This window comes from Thalassotalea euphylliae, from assembly GCF_003390335.1.
GTDB classification, from domain to species: Bacteria; Pseudomonadota; Gammaproteobacteria; order Enterobacterales; family Alteromonadaceae; genus Thalassotalea_F; species Thalassotalea_F euphylliae_B.
In genome coordinates, this window is the sequence record NZ_QUOU01000001.1 from 3,108,812 (window position 1) to 3,129,033 (window position 20,222).

The following is a 20,222-nucleotide window of genomic DNA, read 5'->3' on the forward strand; positions in this document are numbered from 1 at the left end:
TATGTTTAATCGAATTATTGATTGGTCTATTAATAATAGATTGCTCGTGCTGATCGCATTAGTTGCACTAATAGCAAGTGCTGTTATCACCATACCTAAGTTGAATTTAGATGCTTTCCCAGACGTTACAAATGTACAAGTTGCTGTTAATACCGAAGCGCCAGGTTTAGCCGCAGAAGAAGTAGAGCAACTTATCACATATCCAATTGAAGCTGTGATGTACGCATTACCGGATGTAGAACAAGTGCGTTCTATTTCAAAAACAGGTTTGTCGGGTGTTACTGTAGTCTTTAAAGAAGGTACGGATATATATTTTGCTAGGCAGTTGGTATTTGAACGCCTACAGGCTGCAAAGGAACTCATACCTGCTGGGGTTGGAACACCAGAGATGGGGCCAAACACTTCCGGCTTAGGACAGGTGTTTCAATATTTGCTGATATCAGACGACACAAGTAAGTATGACTCAATGGCGCTTAGAAGTCTGAATGACTGGATCATTAAACTGCTAATAATGCCTGTAGACGGTGTAACAGATGTGCTGTCATTCGGCGGTAACGTCCGTCAATATCAAGTTAATGTCGATCCTTCCAAATTATTATCCTACGAGTTAACCCAAGAGGATGTGGTATCAGCGCTTGAAAATAACAACGCCAATGTTGGTGGCTGGTACATGAATCGAGGCCAAGAACAGCTTGTTATTCGCGGTACTGGTTGGTTCGAAAGTGGTGAAAAAGGTATTGAAAATATTCAGCAAGTGCCTGTAAAAATACTTAATGGTGTGGTTGTTACTGTTTCGGATGTCGCCATCGTAGAGCTTGGTGCTGAGATCAGGCAAGGCGCTGTTACTATGACCCGCAAAACTGACAATGGCAACGTTGAGAACTTAGGTGAAGTGGTCTCTGGCATTGTATTAAAACGCATGGGGTCAAATACCAAAGCGACGATAGATGGTATTACTGCTAGATCAAAGCTTATCAATCAGGCATTACCAGAAGGTGTGCGATTTGAGCCTTTTTATGACCAAGCTGACTTAATTGAAAAAGCCGTGGCAACCGTTGTTGAAGCCCTTACTTTGGCTTTTATTTTTATCACTATTGTACTTGCTCTATTTTTAATGAATTTAAGAGCTACATTTCTAGTGCTAATCTCAATTCCAATTTCCATTGGTATTGCATTAATGGTGATGGCTTGGTTGGGTATTTCAGCCAACTTGATGTCGCTTGGCGGTATCGCAGTGGCTATTGGTATGTTAGTCGATGGTTCAGTTGTTATGGTTGAAAATATGTTTAAACATTTAAACCGCCCCGATCCGACGCATTTTGATAAAGCTCTGAAGCGCGTGCCAACAACCGATACCGATCCACATGATGTTGAAAGTGACAAAACGGGCGTTGATTTAAGACTAAAAGAAGCAGGAAAAGAGGTTGCTCGCCCTGTTTTTTTCGCTGCATCGATTATTCTCGTTGTTTTTACACCACTGTTTAGTTTCGAAGGTGTTGAAGCAAAGCTGTTTCAACCAATGGCTATTAGCATTATGTTAGCTGTGGTGTCAGCTATTGTCGTTGCTTTATTTATTGTTCCTGCACTTGCCACTTTTATGTTTAAGCGAGGGGTGAAAGAAAGGGAAAGTTTGCTCTTAAAACCCATCGATATTTTGTATCGAAAGTTATTGAAAATCGCATTAAAGCAAACCAAGTTTGTTGTTTTTGTGTCAATAGCTCTCGTCGCTTCAGCAGTGGCAATCATTCCACAAATTGGAACAGAATTCGTGCCAGAGTTAGAAGAAGGAACGATTAACCTAAGAGTGACACTAGCCCCTTCTTCAAGCTTGGAAACAGCGCTATCTGTTGCTCCAATATTGGAAGAAAAATTGATGGCATTTCCTGAAGTGACTTACGCATTGAGTCGAATTGGCCGAGCAGAAATTGGCGGCGACCCAGAGCCTGTGAACAACATAGAAATTTACATTGGCCTTAAACCAGTTTCAGAATGGACAAGCGCCTCTAATCGTTATGAGCTGCAAGATAAAATGGAACGCTCATTAGAGGAATTTCCTGGGCTGTTACTAAATTTCTCTCAGCCTATTGCCACTCGTGTAGATGAGTTGTTATCGGGGGTTAAAGCACAGCTTGCCATTAAATTATTTGGCTCTGATTTACAGGTGCTAGCAAATAAAGGGCGAGAAATTGAAGCTGCGATTAAGTCAATTGAGGGTGCAAAGGACGTTGCACTTGAGCAGATTGCAGGTGAAGCACAACTTGTTATCGCTCCTAATAGGTTTGAGCTTTCTCGATATGGTTTATCAGTTGGTGATGTCATGGAAGTGGTTCAAGACGGTATTGGTGGCGTTGAAGCTGGACAAATTATCAATGGTAACGAACGTTATGATATTTACGTGCGCCTAGATGAGGAATTTAGAGCGAATAGTGAAGCAATAGCCGATATTAGAATGCAATCTCCTACAGGGGCTTGGGTGCGAATTGGTGATGTAGCTTCTGTGTCTTTTGAGTCAGGCCCTCCGCAGGTTAGACGAGATGATGTCCAGCGTAGGGTGGTTATTCAAGCTAACGTCCAAGGTCGTGACATGGGGAGTGTGGTTGAAGATATTCAAACAAAAATAACCTCTGATGTAGAATTGCCAGCAGGTTATTCAGTATCGATTGGTGGGCAATTCGAAAGTCAGCAGCGAGCGCAACAGCGCCTTTCTATTGTCGTACCCTTGTCATTGGCTCTGATAGCCTTGCTCCTTTATTTTGCATTCGGTTCAGTAGGACAAGCGATGCTGATCTTACTTAATGTTCCATTAGCTGTTATCGGCGGTGTATTTTCACTATACCTTTCGGGTCAGTACCTATCAGTTCCAAGCTCTGTTGGCTTTATTACCTTATTTGGCGTAGCGGTGCTTAATGGTGTAGTAATGGTGGAAAGCATTAACCAACGAATCAAAGATGGACTCGAAACCGCTGAGGCAATATTTGATGGTGCTACCTCAAGATTGCGCCCCGTGCTCATGACTGCTATTACTTCAGCGTTAGGTCTAATACCTATGTTAATGTCAAATGGGGTCGGCTCTGAAATTCAACGACCACTTGCTAGCGTAATTGTTGGCGGCTTAGTTACAGCAACGCTACTTACGCTGTTTGTTGTACCAAGCCTATATCAGCTATTTTCTAAAGAAAAAATAAAAGAGTTAGCGTCATAACAAGTCCATTTAGCCCCATACAATTTTTGTTTTGGGGCTGTTCATACGATTCGTTCCCAAATTACAAAGTCACATGAAGGTCTGTTAATGGCACAAAGCTGTCTTTCGGCTCTAACGCATTTCTGTCCAGAAATGTACTAGCGATAACTCAAATTGAGGCAGTAATGCGTTAGCGAAACGTCCGCTTTCTAGAATAGAACTACAAACACTGGTTGACTGCGACCATCTCATGTTCGTTCACAACTGTATTTACGGTGAAGTCCAAACCTATTTATTCAGATACGAGCTACCACAGTATTTGCTGTACTAGCTCATATCTATACCCTGACTCTTTTTGATCAAGAATTTGGAAAGTTACGTTTAATCAATTGTTTTAATTCGTGAATTTCTTTATGTAAATCTTCAATTGTTGGAGTATTTGAAGCCTCTTGTTTTTCTTGCCGCATTTTTGCGTGTTCGTCTTCCATTACATTAACAACAATGCCAATCACCATATTTAAGAAAGCAAACGCAGTGAAGAAGATAAATGATAAATAGAATATCCATGACATTGGATATACTTCCATCGTTTCATATTGAATATCAGTCCAGTCCTCGAAAGTCATTATTCTGAAAAGAGTCAACATAGATATCGCAATATCACCCCATAATTTAGGATTAATTTCGTTAAATATAAAACTACCGATGGCCGCATATATGTAGAAAATAATAAACATTAATAATATGACATAGCCTAGTTGAGGTAGAGCTTTGATCAATGAGTTAATTAGAACTCTTAATTCGGGTACTACCGATACCATCCTGAGAACTCTAAATACGCGAATTAATCTAGCGAGAAGAGCCATTTCACTATCATTAATAGGTATCAAACTGATTAAAACAACTAACGTGTCGAATATGTTCCAGCCCTTTTTAAAAAAGTTACGTTTATCATCATCAGCGATAAATCGAACTGAAATCTCAAAGAGGAAGAATAATGTTATGAATATATCTAAAATATGAGTTACTGAAATCGCACTGTCGGGCAGTTGAAATGTTTTTGCCCCGATCTCTAGTGCTGATATAATAATTACGGCTACGACAGATAGCTCAAATGCTTTGTTATTCTTGAGCTTATTCAGCTTTATTTTTATGTTTTCGTACATTAAGTGTTCAACTTTTATCTAAGCTAGTAAATTTGGTTAAATTATATAGAAGTAATGACCTATATTGGGCTAGCAATTATTTTTTTAAATGTTGACTCGAAATTTTCAATCACTTTTTTAAGTGGGAATTTATTAATCTTTAGTTCAAGAACATGTGATATGTTTGTCAACAGAATTTAATCTAAACACCTACAAAATATGAATTTTTAAGATTGATTTTCCTTTTATCTCGACGCATAAACTAACCAATTCCTAATTTTTCCTGTTTAACTGGATAGTCATTTCTTGCAGTTGAGAGCGTAAATTAGCTATTGTTTGTTGAGCTTTTTCATAATCGATTTTCAGCTCTCTAAGCTTTTGCGCTGTCTCAATCTGGTTTTGAGCCACTTCCGAATGTAAAGCAGCTTGAAAATATTCAACTAAGTTCTTGTTTAACTCTTGCTCATACTTCAGTTCAAATTCACCTTTTTTAACTTCAAGCTCCTTTCTTGATAACCGTCGTCCTGAATTGCAAGTATTGCAACGTTGTTGCCAGATAGCGATCAGCGTATCATTGTAGTGTTCAAGATATTTTTCGAAGGGCGTAATATCCATTCGATCTTTCCTGATATTTGACTTATCAACCCCTGCCATTTCAGCAAGTTTGGCAGGTTTAATTGTTCGTTCACCTATCTTCAAACTCTTTGGTTTTTCAGAGGCCATGATTGTATCTCTAGCCTCTATAAACCTAGCTGTAACTTTCTTGACTATCGCACTTTGTTTAGCCGTCAGCGCGTCCATCCAGGAGGTATCACCAGGGTAGTCAGGAAGCTCAGTATCTAATTGGGGTTCATCTTCCCTTTCCATAGAAAAGTCATTTAGATTAATCATGTTCGCCTCATTTGCTTTAAGATTTTTTCGCCATTTCTGACCGCTGCTTCACTCACCTTGTGTGCTTTAGTTTTAAAAGGAAATTTTTCAAGAAAGTCTTTATGTGACAAAACAATGCGAATGATCTCTTCTTTGTGACTATTAGCACTGCTAACAGAATGAACACACCCTGAGCAAAGATCGAAACAACCATTTTCAATTTGCGGTAAGCCAGTATCCTTATCTAAGCATTTTGATAAAGACCGCGTTTCAGTTTGCACCATGCAGATGCCATATTCATGGACGGTAATATCCACAATTTTTTCTTCAAACTCCGTCAATACTGCCTCCACTTCAGATGGTTCAATTACCATACAATCTTTGACCTTTCGCTGAATAGCCAAAGCCAAGCTTCCTGAAAATGAATCATTAACATCCAAAGCCATTCTCTCTATCAGTTCTCTGATGTAGCGTCGCTCAGCACCTTTCTTTATCGACTCCCTATCTTTGCCACCGACATATTCTTTTGTGAATTTACTCTGATATGTATGCTTAAAGTGCTGCCTTATCGCTTCAAAAACACGGCCATCAAAACGACGAATCGCAAATTCAGCGAACGTATGGCGAAACATATGGGGGTGAACTTTTTCACAAAGTTCTGCTAACTCCTCACCAAATTTATCAATTGCATCATCATAATTAGCTTGAAGACTAGTTCTTAAGGTATTTTCACTTGCAACCCTTGCATTAGTGCCATTTGAGAATCTGGGTTGATGTGTCATCGAAAAAATAGGAAAGCGCTTCCCGTCAGGGCGATTTCGTTTAGGGGTGTAGGACATGTCACATATTACATCTGCCGCCTTAGCGACTAATCCACCCATACTCCTTAAAGCAGGTACACCATGATTGGTTTTAACTATGTCGCTCTTAAATGTCCAGACACCATCATTTTCCTGCTTATAATCGTCTGCAAAAAAGTTTTCCATCTCGCTTATTCTTGCTCCTGTCAATGCCACAATTATCGTTAAACAAGCATTAAAGACTTTACGGTATATTTTTATGATCTCTTCCCAGGTGTACGGAAATGTATTGACAGGCTTACCAGCCACCTCTTCAAGCGCTCGTTTTAAAGAGCTGTATTTAAGAATAAATTCTTTTTTTCTCTTCCTCTTTGTCTTTCTCTTTTCTCCAATAGAAGATGTAAAATCTGGCGATGCACAATAATCATCATAAGAACTGGGTTTGTTATATCTGCCTGAATAAAACATGGTGTGGTGGGAAACACATAATTCGCTTTGTTGATGTTTGAAAAATGCTCTCAAAATACGACATTCATCACTTTCTATAACGTTAATTGCGTGCGCCAAATTAAACATATGTGCCGCGAATGGAATTGAATTCCAACCTTCACCGTCTATCCATTTTGCAAAGCTAATTCCATCAGCTGCTAGATGCTCTTCAACAGTGTCCTGAATGAAGCTAGCAGGTAAAGAAGAGGCCAGCCCATCATGAACTAACCCCAATGCATAAAGTCGTTGAGATTTCCTCAACATGTCACATGCACTTTCAACAGGGCCTCTACCCACAATTTGTTTAGTAGCATTGTTTTTTTCTGCCATGCTACCTTCCGTGTAAAAAGCAATACGATTGAATAAAACATCAACGATAAATTCTCGACAGTGAGATTCAGTCCACTGCCTCAATGGTGTATCAGGGTAATGAGACTCTTTCCATACAAAGAGCCTCATCAAATTAGAAGCATATGCCCTTATTGTATTCAGTTTACCTGTGATTTCGCGTGTTACAGGGTCAACCCCACCGGACATCTCAATCCACAAAGCTTTTAAAAGACCGAAGTCTTCTTTTGATACCTTATGTCGTGCATCACTAAAGTCAATTTCATGAACTTCACTTTCTTCACTTGGACTTTTCGGATAAGAAAATAAATAAAATACATCTTGCGACTGGTCGTTTAATAGAGGGGTATCAGGGACAACAGCTCTTTTTACATTTGTGTTAAACATGCACCCTCCTATACCATCGATGAAAAAGGAAAATTATATTTTTTAGACATTAGCTCTCCTTCCTTGATTATCGAGCTAGAGAACTCTGCTAATAGCGTGTCGAGATACGCTCGGTGCAATTGAGCTTTTAATGCTTTCTTTTCGCTAACAACCTTTAATCTTGGTATTTCATTTTCAATATGTTTAATTTTTGACACTATAAGCGCCGCTGTTAACGGTGTTTGAATCACGATACGTTTCCCATCGATGTCTACGTCTCCAATATCACCTATTACGTCGCCTAATTGCTGGTTTATGATGTCATACAAATCCTTTTGTTCTTCAATCGTATCTTCAATACCTAGTAATTTCGCAACGGCCTTGAGGTTGAGCACTTTAGTTTTATTAAATAGCTCTTCAACAGCGCGCGCATCTTGCTCCATCGCATCACCCACCTGTGCCGCAAAACGGCGCATTGATTTGATTTTTTCTGGGCTGCGCGAGCGATTTTCATATGTACTTTGTTTGGTTTCGAGATTGTGCGCTGTCAGCATGGCACCAACCTCTTTATCGGCCTTTTCTTCAAAGGCGGTTTTGTCATATTCTGAGTTTTCTTTCAGCTCAGCGGCACCACTTTTCCCATCTTCGATTTCGATGCGTGCTCTTGCGATTAAATCAATATTTAAAGAAACATGGGGCATTTTATTGTCGCCACCGTAAGCAGGAGAGTTTTCCAAAGCTATCAAGTTATTTACTAATATCTTTTTTAGAAAAGCTAGAATTGGTGCAGCCTCCTCCTTAAGCTCGGCTTTCATGTGTTTATGCACTTCGGTATTCTCATCGAGCAAATCAATAAAAAAATGATCTAAACGTCCTTTCTTTGTACCAATCTGGCCTAAAACGTCGGTTTTTCCTCGCAACTTATGGTATTGAATAAGCTTAGGATTAACGCCTGGGTGTTGCTGTTTGAATTGCTCTAAAAATATCTGAACAGTATTGTAAGGCAGGGTGCCTTTGTTCAATACTGACGTGGCATATTTAATTTTGCCTCTACCTTTATAGTATTTAAACTGCACGCCCTTATTGTTTGAAATAACATCGTTAAGGTTCATTCGATCTACGCCCGAACTTTGAATTCTGTGGCACGCTAAGATACATTGCATGGCAAATACTACTTCATGGCTCAAGCCGTGCAAATCGTTCATGCAATAGGCTTTCATGGTTTGCATCCTATACTTCTTTTTATTTATCGTAATCAGGGTTTTAATATCTCCTGTACGTTTGTTAATCCATCGTTTTAGCCATTCCTTGCGTCTAATCTTGATGTCAGATTCATCTGGCAAAAATTCATCTGGGAAGGGATTGTCATGCATAAACCTTTCGATTAGCCAGTTATCTTCAGTAGCAATAATTGTCCTCGCGAGTTCTCCATAAAGCCTTCTAGCTACGTTATATGTTGGGTGATTCTGATCGGATATTAGGGCATATGTCGGGTAGCTGTCTGAGCTTATTTGAAACGATTCCAAAGCCACTTTTTCTAGATTTCTGTTTTGCAGCAACAACTTGCGCTTATCATTAAACGTATTGATGATGTAGCAACACAACAGTAATAGGGATTCAATCATTTCATTGCTAGTAAACCCTAGATCATACTTAGTTGATAAAGACTCCTTTGGATTGGGTTCTTCCCAAGTAAAGGTTGGAGCTTTAGTGATCATTACATAAAATTCTGGAATCCAGTATTCACAGTCATACACTTTTTCCTTTTGACCACCATATAATTTTAAAACGTAAAGCATGGCAGTAACGGTGCTGTTTACAGAATTACTAGTTTTATTGGTAGTGGTCTTTATATGATTGGTATAACGGGAAAATATATCAGATGGCACACCGCTATACTTCCTTATTAATACAACTGTGTAATCAAGAAAAGTTACTAGCCCCCTTCCTATATTAAGCTTAGTTGCATGAGACAGTTCACGAAAACTCTTACGTTTCGTGTAGTCTATATAAAGTAATAAAAAATTTTGACCATGCATGTCATCCGGCAATACCCATTTAACTTTGCCGTCAACTAAAATTACATGCTTTTCGTTTTTTTCGTTATTATCTACGACTAGCTGCATTAGGATTTGCTCTTATATTTTTGAGCATATTCTGAATTGTTTAATGACAGCGTATTCATCACGTCGATGCGATTAGATATTACTGCATCGTAGAATATGTAGACTTTTGATGTTTCTTCATCGTGATGGCCTAGCCACTGAGGGATAAACACCATAGGATCTTTATTTTCATCATAACAAAAGCTAACGCTATTGGTTGCGTAGCACTTTCTTAGAGAGTGGTAAACTCTAGCTTTCCAGTTATTCTTATCGCTACTTAATTCAGCCAAATTAGCGGTCTTTATGCGTGTAAACAATCTGCTAGCATAATTTAAATCCGTAAGCGGTTCCCCATTAGCCTTTGCCATCAAACTCCCTTTGAGGCTCTTACCTCTACCCCATAAGAATTTATTGATCCCAGATACAAGTTCAGGCGATATGTGAACTGTTCGCAACTTATTGCCTTTACCTATGATTTCTAGTTCACCTGCTCTTATATCGTCCTTATCCTTTTCTGGGAACTGACGTCTTAAAGAGGGAGCGTACAAATTGTTATACGAAACCAATTCATGGGTTCTAAATCCAGCATAATAACCAAGTTTCAATGCCAACTCGTCACGCTCTCTTATGAATGGATTCTGAGCTTTTACTTGTGCTAATACTTTATCTTTAAACTCTTTATCATCCATGTAGATAGTAAGTATTTCTCCCATCAGGAGATCTTTAACGTTTCTCTGTGCTTCACTGTCATCGTAAGAAAAAGACAAATAATCAATCGCATCCGATATACCAATCTTTTTCATGTATGCGTAAAAATTGGATAAAACAGTGGCATGGTATTCTATCGTGCTTTTTTTATTGCCTTTTTTTTGACCCCGATAGGCATTGAAATAGGCAGTCAAATGAGCGTCCGTCACATCTGAATAGCTCAGATCATCAGAAGCTTTTAACACTTCAAAGAAATCTTTTAAGACTTGTGCATAGGATTTCGTTGTGGTTCTGTTATCGGAGATTCTACCGTTTCTGGCGACATGAAGAAGAAATAAGGAAGGTGCTAATAAGGGAATATCTTCATCATCAACAACTGTACTTAAGTTGATTCCACCCCCCGCATATTTTATCCCTTTTACTTGGACGACTCTCACTGTCTACCTCTCTACTAGCAATTAATTTATACAACTTGTTCTTTTGTTGACATAAAAAACATAGGCCAAAGAAAAGCCTATTGTCAACAAAAAGCACAAGAAAAGACAAAGGTATATAATCGGTCCAATCTTCAAAGGTCGCAACGCGGAACAGGGTTAACATAGCAATGGACACATCGCCCCACAGCACTTCGTTTATCTCGGCAAAAACGATACTGCCAATAGCGGCATAAATGTAGAAAATCACAAACATCAACAAGCCAATGTAGCCCATTCGCGGAATGGCTTTGATTAGCGCATTAATGAGCAAACGCAGCTCTGGCACCATAGACACCAAACGCAGCACCCTAAATACGCGCAGTAAACGCGCAATCAACACACCTGAGCCACCGGCTGGAATGAGCGAGCCAATCACAATAATAGTGTCAAAAATGTTCCAGCCGCTTTTAAAGAATTCACCCTTTTTCTGATAGGCCAAAAAGCGGATCACTAACTCAATAACGAAAAATACCGTCACCGCAACATCCAGTATTGCCAAAACCACAATACCCTCTGGCGGCAAGTTATGGGTTTTCGCGCCAACAAGTAATGCCGACAGAATGATGACGGCAATAACTATGCCTTGGAACCACTTACTCGAATCAATTTCTTTTAAGCGGCGCTGCATTGAAAAAATAGTACCGGTTTTCATTGCCTAGCGAACTCCATCGCCAACAAAGGGATTCGTGCGGCGCTCCTCACCAAAAGTACTCATCGGCCCGTGGCCCGGAATAAAGCGGACATCGTCCCCCAGCGGGAATAGGTTGTCGCGAATGGAACTGATCAATGTGGCGTGATCGCCTTTAGGGAAATCAGTGCGGCCAATAGAGCCTCTAAACAATACATCACCGACTTGCGCCAGCTTAGATTCACGATGGAAAAACACCACATGGCCTGGGGTATGACCGGGGCAAAAATACACTTCAAGTTCGATGTTACCAAACGATACGGTGTCGCCTTGGTTTAGCCAGCGATCGGTATCAAATGCCTCAGCATGGGCAAAACCAAAACGCTCTTTTTGCATAGGGATCAAATCAATCCAAAATTTGTCTTCTTGGTGTGGGCCTTCAACTTTCACACGGTAATGGGTCGCGAGTGCTTTAGTCGCACCAGCGTGGTCAATATGAGCATGAGTTAACAGCACCTTTTCCAGAGTCAGCCCTTGACCGTCAATAAATGTGGTAATTTGCTCTACGTCACCACCCGGGTCTACCACCGCAGCTTGCTTGGTTTCATCACACCAAAACACCGTACAGTTTTGCTGAAACGGGGTCACTGGAATTATCTTATATTGCAGCATATTGTGCCCTACACTTAGTTTTTCGTCTTGATTCGATCATATGGGCTAATGTACAGCAAGCCAATAGCCAGCTGGGATTTAATACGCATTTCGCTGCAATACGCTTATTTTTGTGACACTTACCCCGTTTTATCGCCGCTAAACCGATTTTCACTTCACTAACACCGACTAAATCGGTAAGCTCGGCTACATTAAAAAATAACAATAACCACGAGTACACTTTGACCAGAGATTCTTTCCATTCCCGTATTGGTTTTGTTTTAGCAGCGGCTGGTTCGGCCATCGGTTTAGGTAATATTTGGGGCTTTCCCACCAACGCGGCGAATAACGGTGGCGGCGCATTTTTGTTCGTTTACCTGATCGTTACTTTACTCCTTGCCCTACCTGCCCTTTATGCAGAAATTTACATAGGTAACCAAACGCAAAAAAACCCGGTAAGCGCGCTCGGTGATGCATGTGCTGAGCGTATGCCTAAGTTTGGCCGTTTTGCGGGAAAGCTTGGCCTTTGCGGCGCAATCATGATGCTAAGTTTCTATACGATTGTTGCAGGTTGGATGTTAGCTAATGCCCTGTCATCAATTGCAGCAATGCTAGGCAGTACTGACTTATCGGTATGGCTGGCGACTGACAGCACGCTGCGCAACGTGATATTTACTCCTATTTTCATCGTACTTGGCGCGCTTATCGTGCATCAAGGGGTACACGGCGGTATTGAGCGCTGGTCGGCCCGTTTAATGCCGATTTTATTAATCATGCTTATTGGCCTAATTGTTTACATCCTTCAACAAGAGGGAGCCATGGCCGGTTTACAACAGTATTTGATCCCAGATTTTAGCCAAGTCACCAACCCTAGTTTGATTATTTCTGCTATGGGGCAAGCGTTTTTCTCATTGTCTGTTGGTGTGGGTGGCATGATGGTGTACGGCTCGTACATGGCTAAAGATAAAGACATTGGCAAGCTGGTGTTGTCGATTGGCGCGCTCGACACCTTTATTGCATTTTTAGCAGGCTTGTTAATTATTCCCGCGCTATTTGTGGCGCAGCACGCTGGCCAGCAAGTGTTCGCGAATAACCAATTGATTGGCGAAGGTCAGTTAATTTTTCAAATTCTGCCGACTTTGTTTAGCTCAATGGGTACTATGGGTTTAGTGGTAGCAGCAGCGTTTTTCTCGTTATTGTCTATCGCCGCCCTGACCTCAACTATTTCATCAACTGAAGTTCCCGTTGCCTATTTGGTAGAAGAAAAGTCGTTCACTCGCCGAACCGCGACATGGCTAATTTCTGCAATCGTGTTAACCGCCAGTATGGTGCTTGTCGCCTTTTTTGACGTGCTATTTGGCTTAGTGATTCAAGTACTCACAACCATTATGCAGCCGTTAAGTTGCCTGTTTTACTTTATTGTTGTTGGTTGGGTGTGGAAGCGTGGTAACAAGCTAAAAGATGAGTCGCGCATCGCAGAGAACAAATGGTTAGGCATTTGGGGCAACTATCTGGCGTTTGTCTGCCCAATTTTATTAACCGTTGTTTTTGTCAATGTGGCGTTTTAATACGCCACTGCTTTAGTATAAATACCCAGCTCCACAATAGCTGCTTTCGTTGGACACAGTGCGCAAATAAAGCAAACGCCAAGCAGCTATGCTCATGGTGGGGAGTTAATCGCGGTAAAACGCTAACGACTACGTAAACCGGCTATCAGCACCGAGTCGTTAGCAAAATAATACCAATTAGGTAATATAAAACCGTTAACAATTCAAAATAACTTAGATTCGCATAATAATAATAACAATGTGGTTTCAAAAATTACTGTCCATTGGCACTGCCCATCAAACGTTTTCCGTGACGAACAAGGTTCGCATGATGAACCTGATAGCCGCTATCACCACGTTAGTCTCTGGTCTGTATACCTTAGCTTATGCACTGGTGCTTGATAACACTGCTATTGCGTTAATCAATACAGTGTTTACCTGCGCTTATATGGCAACCTTAGCCTTTAACTATTTTCAGGCATTTCGCGGCGGTAAAATTTGGTTTTTTGCCACCCTGATGTTGCATTTAGTTGTTTGCACAAACTTATACGTTACCAAAGCTTCTGGCTTTCATCTGTACTTTTTCCTTGTGCCAACTGGCGTATTTTTACTCTTTGAACTGAGCGAAAAAACCGAAAAAGTCACGTTAAGTTTAATGGCGCTAGTGCTTTATTTTTACTGTGAAAACACCGTTAATCCAGCCCCCTTGATTGTGCTCTCTGACAGCTTTAACCATGTGTTATACCAATCGGTGATTCTGGTTATCATGCTGGAAGTTATTTTAGTACTCACCTTGTTTGCCAACGAAATAGAAGCCAATGAATTAAAGCTGACTAAACAAGCGACCACAGACGCCCTAACGGGGCTAGCCAATCGTCACGCTTTTTTTGAATGCGGTAACCACTTATTTAATTCCACCCAACATATGCAGCGCCCACTGACCATAGTATTGGTTGATATCGACTACTTTAAACAGATCAACGATCAATACGGGCATTTTGTTGGCGATGTTTGTTTAACGCAAGTCACTAAGCTACTTAGCCGTTTTTGCCGAGAGCAAGATATGCCTGCGCGTATTGGCGGCGAAGAATTCGCTATTATTATGCCCGATACCACAGCCTCGGAAGCCAACAATATTGCTGAACAAATGCGTATCGCCATCGCGGCATTGCATATACCGGTAGCCGGAGAGCAGCACTTTAAGTGTACCGCCAGTTTTGGCCTTGCCAGCGCACAAGCACATCGTCAAAGTTTAAAAGACACGCTTATTCACGCCGACAAAGCGCTTTATCTTGCCAAGGAGCTTGGTCGCAACCGCGTACAAAGCTATCAGGCAAGTTAAATAACCTGCGCTTTCTGAACTGAATTAGTGGCTAATAGGCATAGGTAGCAGCTGTAAAAAGCCGCTAGTACAAAGGCAGTCAGAGCAAAGGCAGTTTGCGCGAAGCAAGCTGCACCACTGCTCTGCACCATCCACCTGCTATTCCGACAATAAGGCCTTTGCCTCGGGCTCTTGCCCGATATCTACTTGCTCGATTTTCTCAAAGCGACGGGTAATTTTATCTGCGGAGGTGTGAATTTGTTTGACGTCATTCGCGGCTTGGTCAATATGGCGCGCTAAATTGTTAAAGCGCCCTTGAAAGCGACTAAAATCTTGCGCTAGCATCCCCAAATGCTCCTGAATGACATGCACTTGCTGTTTAGTGGCTTCGTCTTTAATCACCGCTCTAGCGGTAGTTAATATTGCCATTAATGTGGTTGGAGACGCTAGCCAGACACGCTGCTTATTGGCATATTCAACCAAATCGGCGTGATGAGCGTGAATTTCAGCAAAAACCGCCTCTGCGGGGATAAACATGACTGCGCCATCAGCCGTTTCATTTTCAATTAAGTACTTACTGGCAATATCATTGATATGTTTTTTGATATCTTGTTTAAACTGCTTTTCCGCAGTCTTGCGCACCAATAATTCATGCTCAGGGTTGGTCATGGTTTGGTAGCTTTCCAACGGAAATTTAGAGTCGACCACGACATTACCGGTTGGCTTTGGCAGGAACAAAATACAGTCGGCAATTTTACCGTTTGATAAGGTGTATTGCAGTGCAAACTGGCTTTCTGGCAGTACGTTGCGCACCAGCGAATTTAACTGCACTTCACCAAAAGCGCCACGCGAGCGCTTATCGGCTAACACCTCTTGCAAACTAACTACGTTGCTTGAAAGCTCAGTAATTTTCTTTTGCGCATCGTCAATGAGCGCCAAGCGTTTGAGAATATCGTTAAAGGTTTGCGTGGTTTTTTCAAAGCCCTCGCTCAACCTCTTATCTACCTGCCCGCTGATTTCTTGCAGCCTTTTGTCGGTTGACTGGGTAAGTTTCTCAATACTTTGCGCTTGTTCATCACGGTTAACTTTCGCCATCAAAGTAAGCTGCTCTTGCAGTTGTTGCTGCTGTTGACGAAACAATTGGTTTAGCGATTGAAACTTCTCAAATAGCTGCTGTTGGCTGTTTTGATCGCTTTGTTTATGTTGCTGCATTAACTGTAATTTGGTTTCCGCCATCAACTCTTTTATTTGATGCTGATTATTCACATAACCCTGCTGAAACTGTTGGGTCAATTGGCTTAAACTCGCCTCAAGACGGGCAAATGACGCCTGCTGCTCACCCCGATCTTTTTGCCTAAAGACACCAAATAGACTAATAAGGAAATTAAGGATAACTAGGGCAAGTATTGAGCATAACAATAACTCGCTAGTGGATAACTGTTGGAAAAATTCGTTCACTGAGCCACCGTGAAAACGCTTGTCGTTTAACGGGCGATACAACTAATTTTCGCCCCATGAACACAAGCACTGTAAATATTAACAGTTATTAGTAACACAAATCATAAAAATAGGAAACGATAGCGTAGGCAATAGGAGAAAATATCCTACAGCAGCCTCTCTTTATAGCGTTGAATATAATCGAGGAATGCAGCAAATAAAGTTATGCAAGCTTCAATATAACCATTTAATTTAATTATTTATTTTATCATCAAATGGCTAATTTCAATGATTAAGCATTAAAACTAACCTATTATCTTTATACAGTAATTAAAGAAAATACGAGATTGTTGTTGCTAAATGAGTCAAAACGTCAACCAACTAAAAATAAAAACTTTTTTTGCGTAAAACAATCGTCTTAAAAGTGTCAGGTAAATTTCCAAATAACTCTATTTAATTAAAAATTTAATATTTATATTGTTGAAAATGTGATAAAAATATCGCAAAGGTTTATTTTTTTCATGATTAAATTAAAAATTCAGAATAAACCATTAAAAATACCATAAAAGGATTTTTCTAATGTCTAATGTAAAAGCTATTTCTCCACTTGTCATCGGCGCGCTAACCGCAGGCCTCACCATTGTTAACAACGCCGAAGCGACACTAATTGCAGGTGACGTATCTGGAACATCGCAGCTAGGTTCAAATTTAGTTGCCGATGGTAGCAATAATTACACTTATTACGACGATGAAAACAACTATTATGGAGAGGATAGAGCGACTTTGTCCATCGATGAAAATGGTATTGATATTATTGCGCGTAATGAAGTCTTTAGTTACAGCGCTAACTCTAACTACGATGGACAAACCTCTGACGGTTCTTACCTTTACTCAGCGTTTGGCGCTCCACTAGAATTCAGTGCACAAGATTGTGGTGATGATTTGTGTTTAAGCTTAATCACCGCAGGCACTGTGATAGATCGAAATTTATTCGAAACTAGCACGGCACACGGTATTTTGTATGAAACAAGCACATTTTTTGGTCTCGATGGTAACAAAACAAGTGAAGAGTTTCTTGGCAATTGGACAGAGGAAGGGTCAACTGGCTATGTAGCCTTTGCATATACAACACTTTTACCAGAAGAATACAATTTTGACCTTTCACTATTTGAGCAAGGTGAAGGTACCTACAATTTTGGCTGGCTAGAGGTAACACGTGGTAGTATCAATATCGCTAGTGCCGCTGTGCAAAATACGACTAGCGTACCTGTTTCTGGCACCTTAACCTTGTTTGCGCTTGGTCTTGCCGGTATGCGACTGCGTCGCACAAATTGCTGAAGCAGGCGATAAGCCGCTAGCTCGTACTAAGCTATTCAATAGCAAGCTAACAAATAACTGAGGCTTTTCTTTTTCATCGCTTTGCTTGATCTTTATTGTTTAATGGCAAAAAGAGTAAAGGGCAAAGTGCTAGCAGCAAAGCCTCATTTTCTAACGACATCATCATCAGTGTAGTAATGTGTCTCAACAACCTGTTTTAGCGATTAATCCCAATTGGGTCGTTTATAAGGGGATGGCGTTTGGTATCAGGCAACCCACCTTATATGGCAACATATGCTGTAACCCTTGCCCGCCAGAAGTTATTGCCTTTGTCACGAATGTTATTGACAATGGATTAAAACTCCGCCACCCGCAATCGCCTCTATCAAATCAGCAGCCAGCAAGCCAGCATAATCAGCAACATAACTTTATTGCATTTATTTTGCGGCGCATTATTACTATTCAGCAGCAACATCAAGTGCCTGTGTTCGATGAGTACATTATTGGCGAGCACATAAGTGAGCAAAGCTTGAATCCTCAGGTGAGTGTTGCACTCCCTTACAAGTGTCCACAAACGACCTTATCTTTACTCAACTGGTTCTCATTTGTTGTTAACTATCTTGCCGAGCACTATCAAATTTTTTCAAAGATGTTGTTGCCTGACATACTCCCTTATTTGAAAAGTGCAGAAGATTCACTAGAGACCATTCGCAGTCAACTTAATACGCTGCAATTAGCTGGCATGAATACCTTCAAATTCCTTAAAGCAGCAAACCAATTGAAGGTACCCGTGACGCCTTATACTGCCAATATTTTTCAACTAGGGATCGGGAAAAACAGCTGTTTGCTCGATAGCAGTTATACCGACAAAACAAGTGTTATTGGCGCGAGTATTGCGAAAAGTAAAATGCAAACAGCCCTGTTGCTAGCAAAAGCTGGATTACCCACCAGCAATAGCACTCCTGTCGCCAGCGAGTTAGATGTTGAAAACTATTGCAAGGCCCACTCGTTCCCTGTGGTGGTCAAGCCCGACAATTTAGATCAAGGACAGGGCGTATTTGCCTATTTAACGACTGAGCAAGACGCTATAAAAGCCTATGTGAAGGCGTCTAAATTATCCAAAAACATAATCATGCAGCAGCATGTATTCGGTAACGACTATCGTTTAACTGTGTTTCAAAACAAAGTGATAAAAGTGGTCAAACGCAATGCTGCCGGCATTATTGGCGACGGCCATTCGTCAATTGCTTGCCTAGTGGCTAAGGCACAACAAACAACTTTTGCTCAAGGTGTGTTTCGAACCACAGGTAAAGCGCTAATATCACTCGACGAAGAAGCCTTAGATCTGATTGCAGCACAAGGCTATAAAGCTGATAGTATTTTACCTGACAGTGAATTTATAATGCTGCGGCGTAAAAGCAACATGTCTACGGGTGGCACCGTGGAATTGGTTGATCTCAACAAGGTTCATCCAGACAACATCCAATTAGCGATCAATGCAGCAACCTTAGCCAACCTAGATCTTGCAGGCATCGATTTGATTATTGGCAATATCGAACAATCGTGGTTGGATATTCCGTCAACTATTTGTGAACTCAATGCACAACCACAAATTGGTGACACAGTAACACCGACGATCTACAAAGACATTCTGAAAGCAATGCTGAACGACATGCCAAATTCACCTATTCATTTGCTAATTTGCGGTGAAGTAGAGTCAGAAATAGCCAACGCCTTGGATAATGAATTGCCACCTAGCTCGGCCAGCCATGCCGTTGTCTCTAAAGCAGGAATTCAGATAGATGGCACTATGGTCACTAGTACTTTTACTAACAACTTTGACGCACTCATCGCCGCTGTTTGCATGAAAAACATTGCGTCAGCTGTATGTGTAATGACAATAGATGAAGTTATTACGCTTGGTTTGCCTATCCCTCACTTTGAACGTATAACCGTACTGGTTCCTGATAGCAGTAAAACAGCAGAATATAACAATAAGCTCTCAAAATTATGTCGTGCCCACTGCGACACATTTTTAGTTAAGGTCGTAGCTTGAATTACAGTGAAATTTTTGATTTACGAGGTAGCCAATACCATCAAGCCATGACGACTTACCCCAATGCAAGGCAAGATGAATTCATACTTCCAATGTCGTTATTTGATATGACACGAATCTCTACACTTGCTGATATTCCTTCGGGTGGCGGTTATATCTCTAACTACATACCTGATCACGTTCGCCTAAAGTGTTTGGAGTCATCTGAACAATTTGCTGACATCTGTCGCAGTCAATGCCTAGATGTGGTTAATTTCTCCGCTCACTCGATACCTCTTGAGAACAACAGCATTGATGGCATTATTTCTATTGCAGGCTTACATCATGAAGATAATAAATTTCTCCTTTTCAAAGAAATGCGAAGAGTACTAAGTAGTAGCGGGCAATTAGTAATCGCTGACGTTGAAGAAAATAGTGGTGTGGCTAAGTTTTTAGACCTTTTTGTTGGGCAACATAATGAAACTGGGCATCAGGGACTGTTTTTCAATACCACCACCAACGACATGTTACACGCTGCAGGTTTTTCCAACATTAAACGTAAACGCCTCAAGTACCACTGGCAATTCACCTCTGTGGCCGACATGCTCAACTACATACGATTGCTGTTCGGTTTAACTAAGGTGACTGATCAACAAATTTACCAAGGACTAAATAACTTTCTTGCCTTTAATCACAGCGCTGATGGCGTCAAACTTGACTGGGAACTTCTCTGTTATTATCAAAATTAATCGCAATATTCTAGATCTTATCAATTAAGCCTTTTAATTCTCGTTGAAT

General features: G+C 40.8%; 14 protein-coding genes. 6 read left to right on the forward strand and 8 right to left on the reverse strand.

The features are described 5' to 3' along the window. Window position 1 precedes the first annotated feature (1 nt). Window positions 2-3,202, forward strand: a complete 3,201-nt coding sequence (locus DXX93_RS13665) for an efflux RND transporter permease subunit (RefSeq protein ID WP_116008580.1) — start codon at window positions 2-4, stop codon at window positions 3,200-3,202. 338 nt (window positions 3,203-3,540) lie between these two features. On the opposite strand, the gene DXX93_RS13670 is transcribed toward DXX93_RS13665, so the two are convergent. The 7 genes from DXX93_RS13670 to DXX93_RS13700 all read right to left on the reverse strand — a co-directional run bounded on the left by DXX93_RS13670 (window position 3,541) and on the right by DXX93_RS13700 (window position 11,785). Beyond that, a complete protein-coding gene (locus DXX93_RS13670; RefSeq protein ID WP_116008581.1) occupies window positions 3,541-4,347 on the reverse strand; it encodes an ion transporter in 807 nt (268 codons plus the stop codon). A gap of 252 nt (window positions 4,348-4,599) precedes the next feature. Further along, window positions 4,600-5,217 carry a hypothetical protein gene (locus DXX93_RS13675; RefSeq protein ID WP_116008582.1) on the reverse strand — a complete coding sequence of 206 codons (618 nt, stop codon included), beginning with the start codon at window positions 5,215-5,217 and terminating at the stop codon, window positions 4,600-4,602. Continuing rightward, the gene (locus tag DXX93_RS13680) at window positions 5,214-7,220 is read right to left on the reverse strand and encodes a site-specific integrase (RefSeq protein WP_116008583.1); all 2,007 of its coding nucleotides are present in this window, start codon (window positions 7,218-7,220) and stop codon (window positions 5,214-5,216) included. Before DXX93_RS13680 ends, DXX93_RS13675 begins: the two co-directional genes overlap by 4 nt. 8 nt (window positions 7,221-7,228) lie before the next feature. Next, window positions 7,229-9,325, reverse strand: a complete 2,097-nt coding sequence (locus DXX93_RS13685; RefSeq protein WP_116008584.1) for a hypothetical protein — start codon at window positions 9,323-9,325, stop codon at window positions 7,229-7,231. Then, window positions 9,325-10,449 (reverse strand): tyrosine-type recombinase/integrase, encoded by a 1,125-nt coding sequence (locus DXX93_RS13690; RefSeq protein ID WP_116008585.1) that lies wholly within the window; start codon window positions 10,447-10,449, stop codon window positions 9,325-9,327. Before DXX93_RS13690 ends, DXX93_RS13685 begins: the two co-directional genes overlap by 1 nt. Next, on the reverse strand, window positions 10,382-11,140 hold the full coding sequence (locus DXX93_RS13695) for an ion transporter (RefSeq protein ID WP_258872667.1): 759 nt from the start codon (window positions 11,138-11,140) through the stop codon (window positions 10,382-10,384). The genes DXX93_RS13690 and DXX93_RS13695 overlap by 68 nt, the downstream gene beginning before the upstream one ends. Window positions 11,141-11,143: 3 nt before the next feature. Next, on the reverse strand, window positions 11,144-11,785 hold the full coding sequence (locus DXX93_RS13700) for an MBL fold metallo-hydrolase (protein WP_147302740.1): 642 nt from the start codon (window positions 11,783-11,785) through the stop codon (window positions 11,144-11,146). A gap of 224 nt (window positions 11,786-12,009) precedes the next feature. Between DXX93_RS13700 and DXX93_RS13705 the strand changes: the two genes are divergently transcribed. Together DXX93_RS13705 and DXX93_RS13710 are read left to right on the forward strand one after the other, a co-directional pair. Continuing rightward, window positions 12,010-13,335 carry a sodium-dependent transporter gene (locus tag DXX93_RS13705; RefSeq protein ID WP_116008587.1) on the forward strand — a complete coding sequence of 442 codons (1,326 nt, stop codon included), beginning with the start codon at window positions 12,010-12,012 and terminating at the stop codon, window positions 13,333-13,335. Window positions 13,336-13,573: 238 nt separating this feature from the next. Beyond that, complete coding sequence (locus tag DXX93_RS13710) at window positions 13,574-14,656, forward strand: GGDEF domain-containing protein (RefSeq protein WP_116008588.1); 1,083 nt, start codon at window positions 13,574-13,576, stop codon at window positions 14,654-14,656. 138 nt (window positions 14,657-14,794) lie between these two features. On the opposite strand, the gene DXX93_RS13715 is transcribed toward DXX93_RS13710, so the two are convergent. Then, entirely contained in the window at window positions 14,795-16,135 is a 1,341-nt protein-coding gene (locus DXX93_RS13715) for a DNA recombination protein RmuC (RefSeq protein WP_258872668.1), read from the reverse strand. A gap of 516 nt (window positions 16,136-16,651) precedes the next feature. Here DXX93_RS13715 and DXX93_RS13720 point away from each other — a divergent pair. From DXX93_RS13720 to DXX93_RS13730, 3 genes are all read left to right on the forward strand, one after another. Further along, window positions 16,652-17,410, forward strand: a complete 759-nt coding sequence (locus DXX93_RS13720; RefSeq protein ID WP_116008589.1) for a hypothetical protein — start codon at window positions 16,652-16,654, stop codon at window positions 17,408-17,410. Window positions 17,411-17,588: 178 nt separating this feature from the next. After that, complete coding sequence (locus DXX93_RS13725) at window positions 17,589-19,445, forward strand: hypothetical protein (RefSeq protein ID WP_147302694.1); 1,857 nt, start codon at window positions 17,589-17,591, stop codon at window positions 19,443-19,445. Beyond that, on the forward strand, window positions 19,442-20,173 hold the full coding sequence (locus DXX93_RS13730; protein WP_116008591.1) for a class I SAM-dependent methyltransferase: 732 nt from the start codon (window positions 19,442-19,444) through the stop codon (window positions 20,171-20,173). The genes DXX93_RS13725 and DXX93_RS13730 overlap by 4 nt, the downstream gene beginning before the upstream one ends. Window positions 20,174-20,222 lie beyond the last annotated feature (49 nt).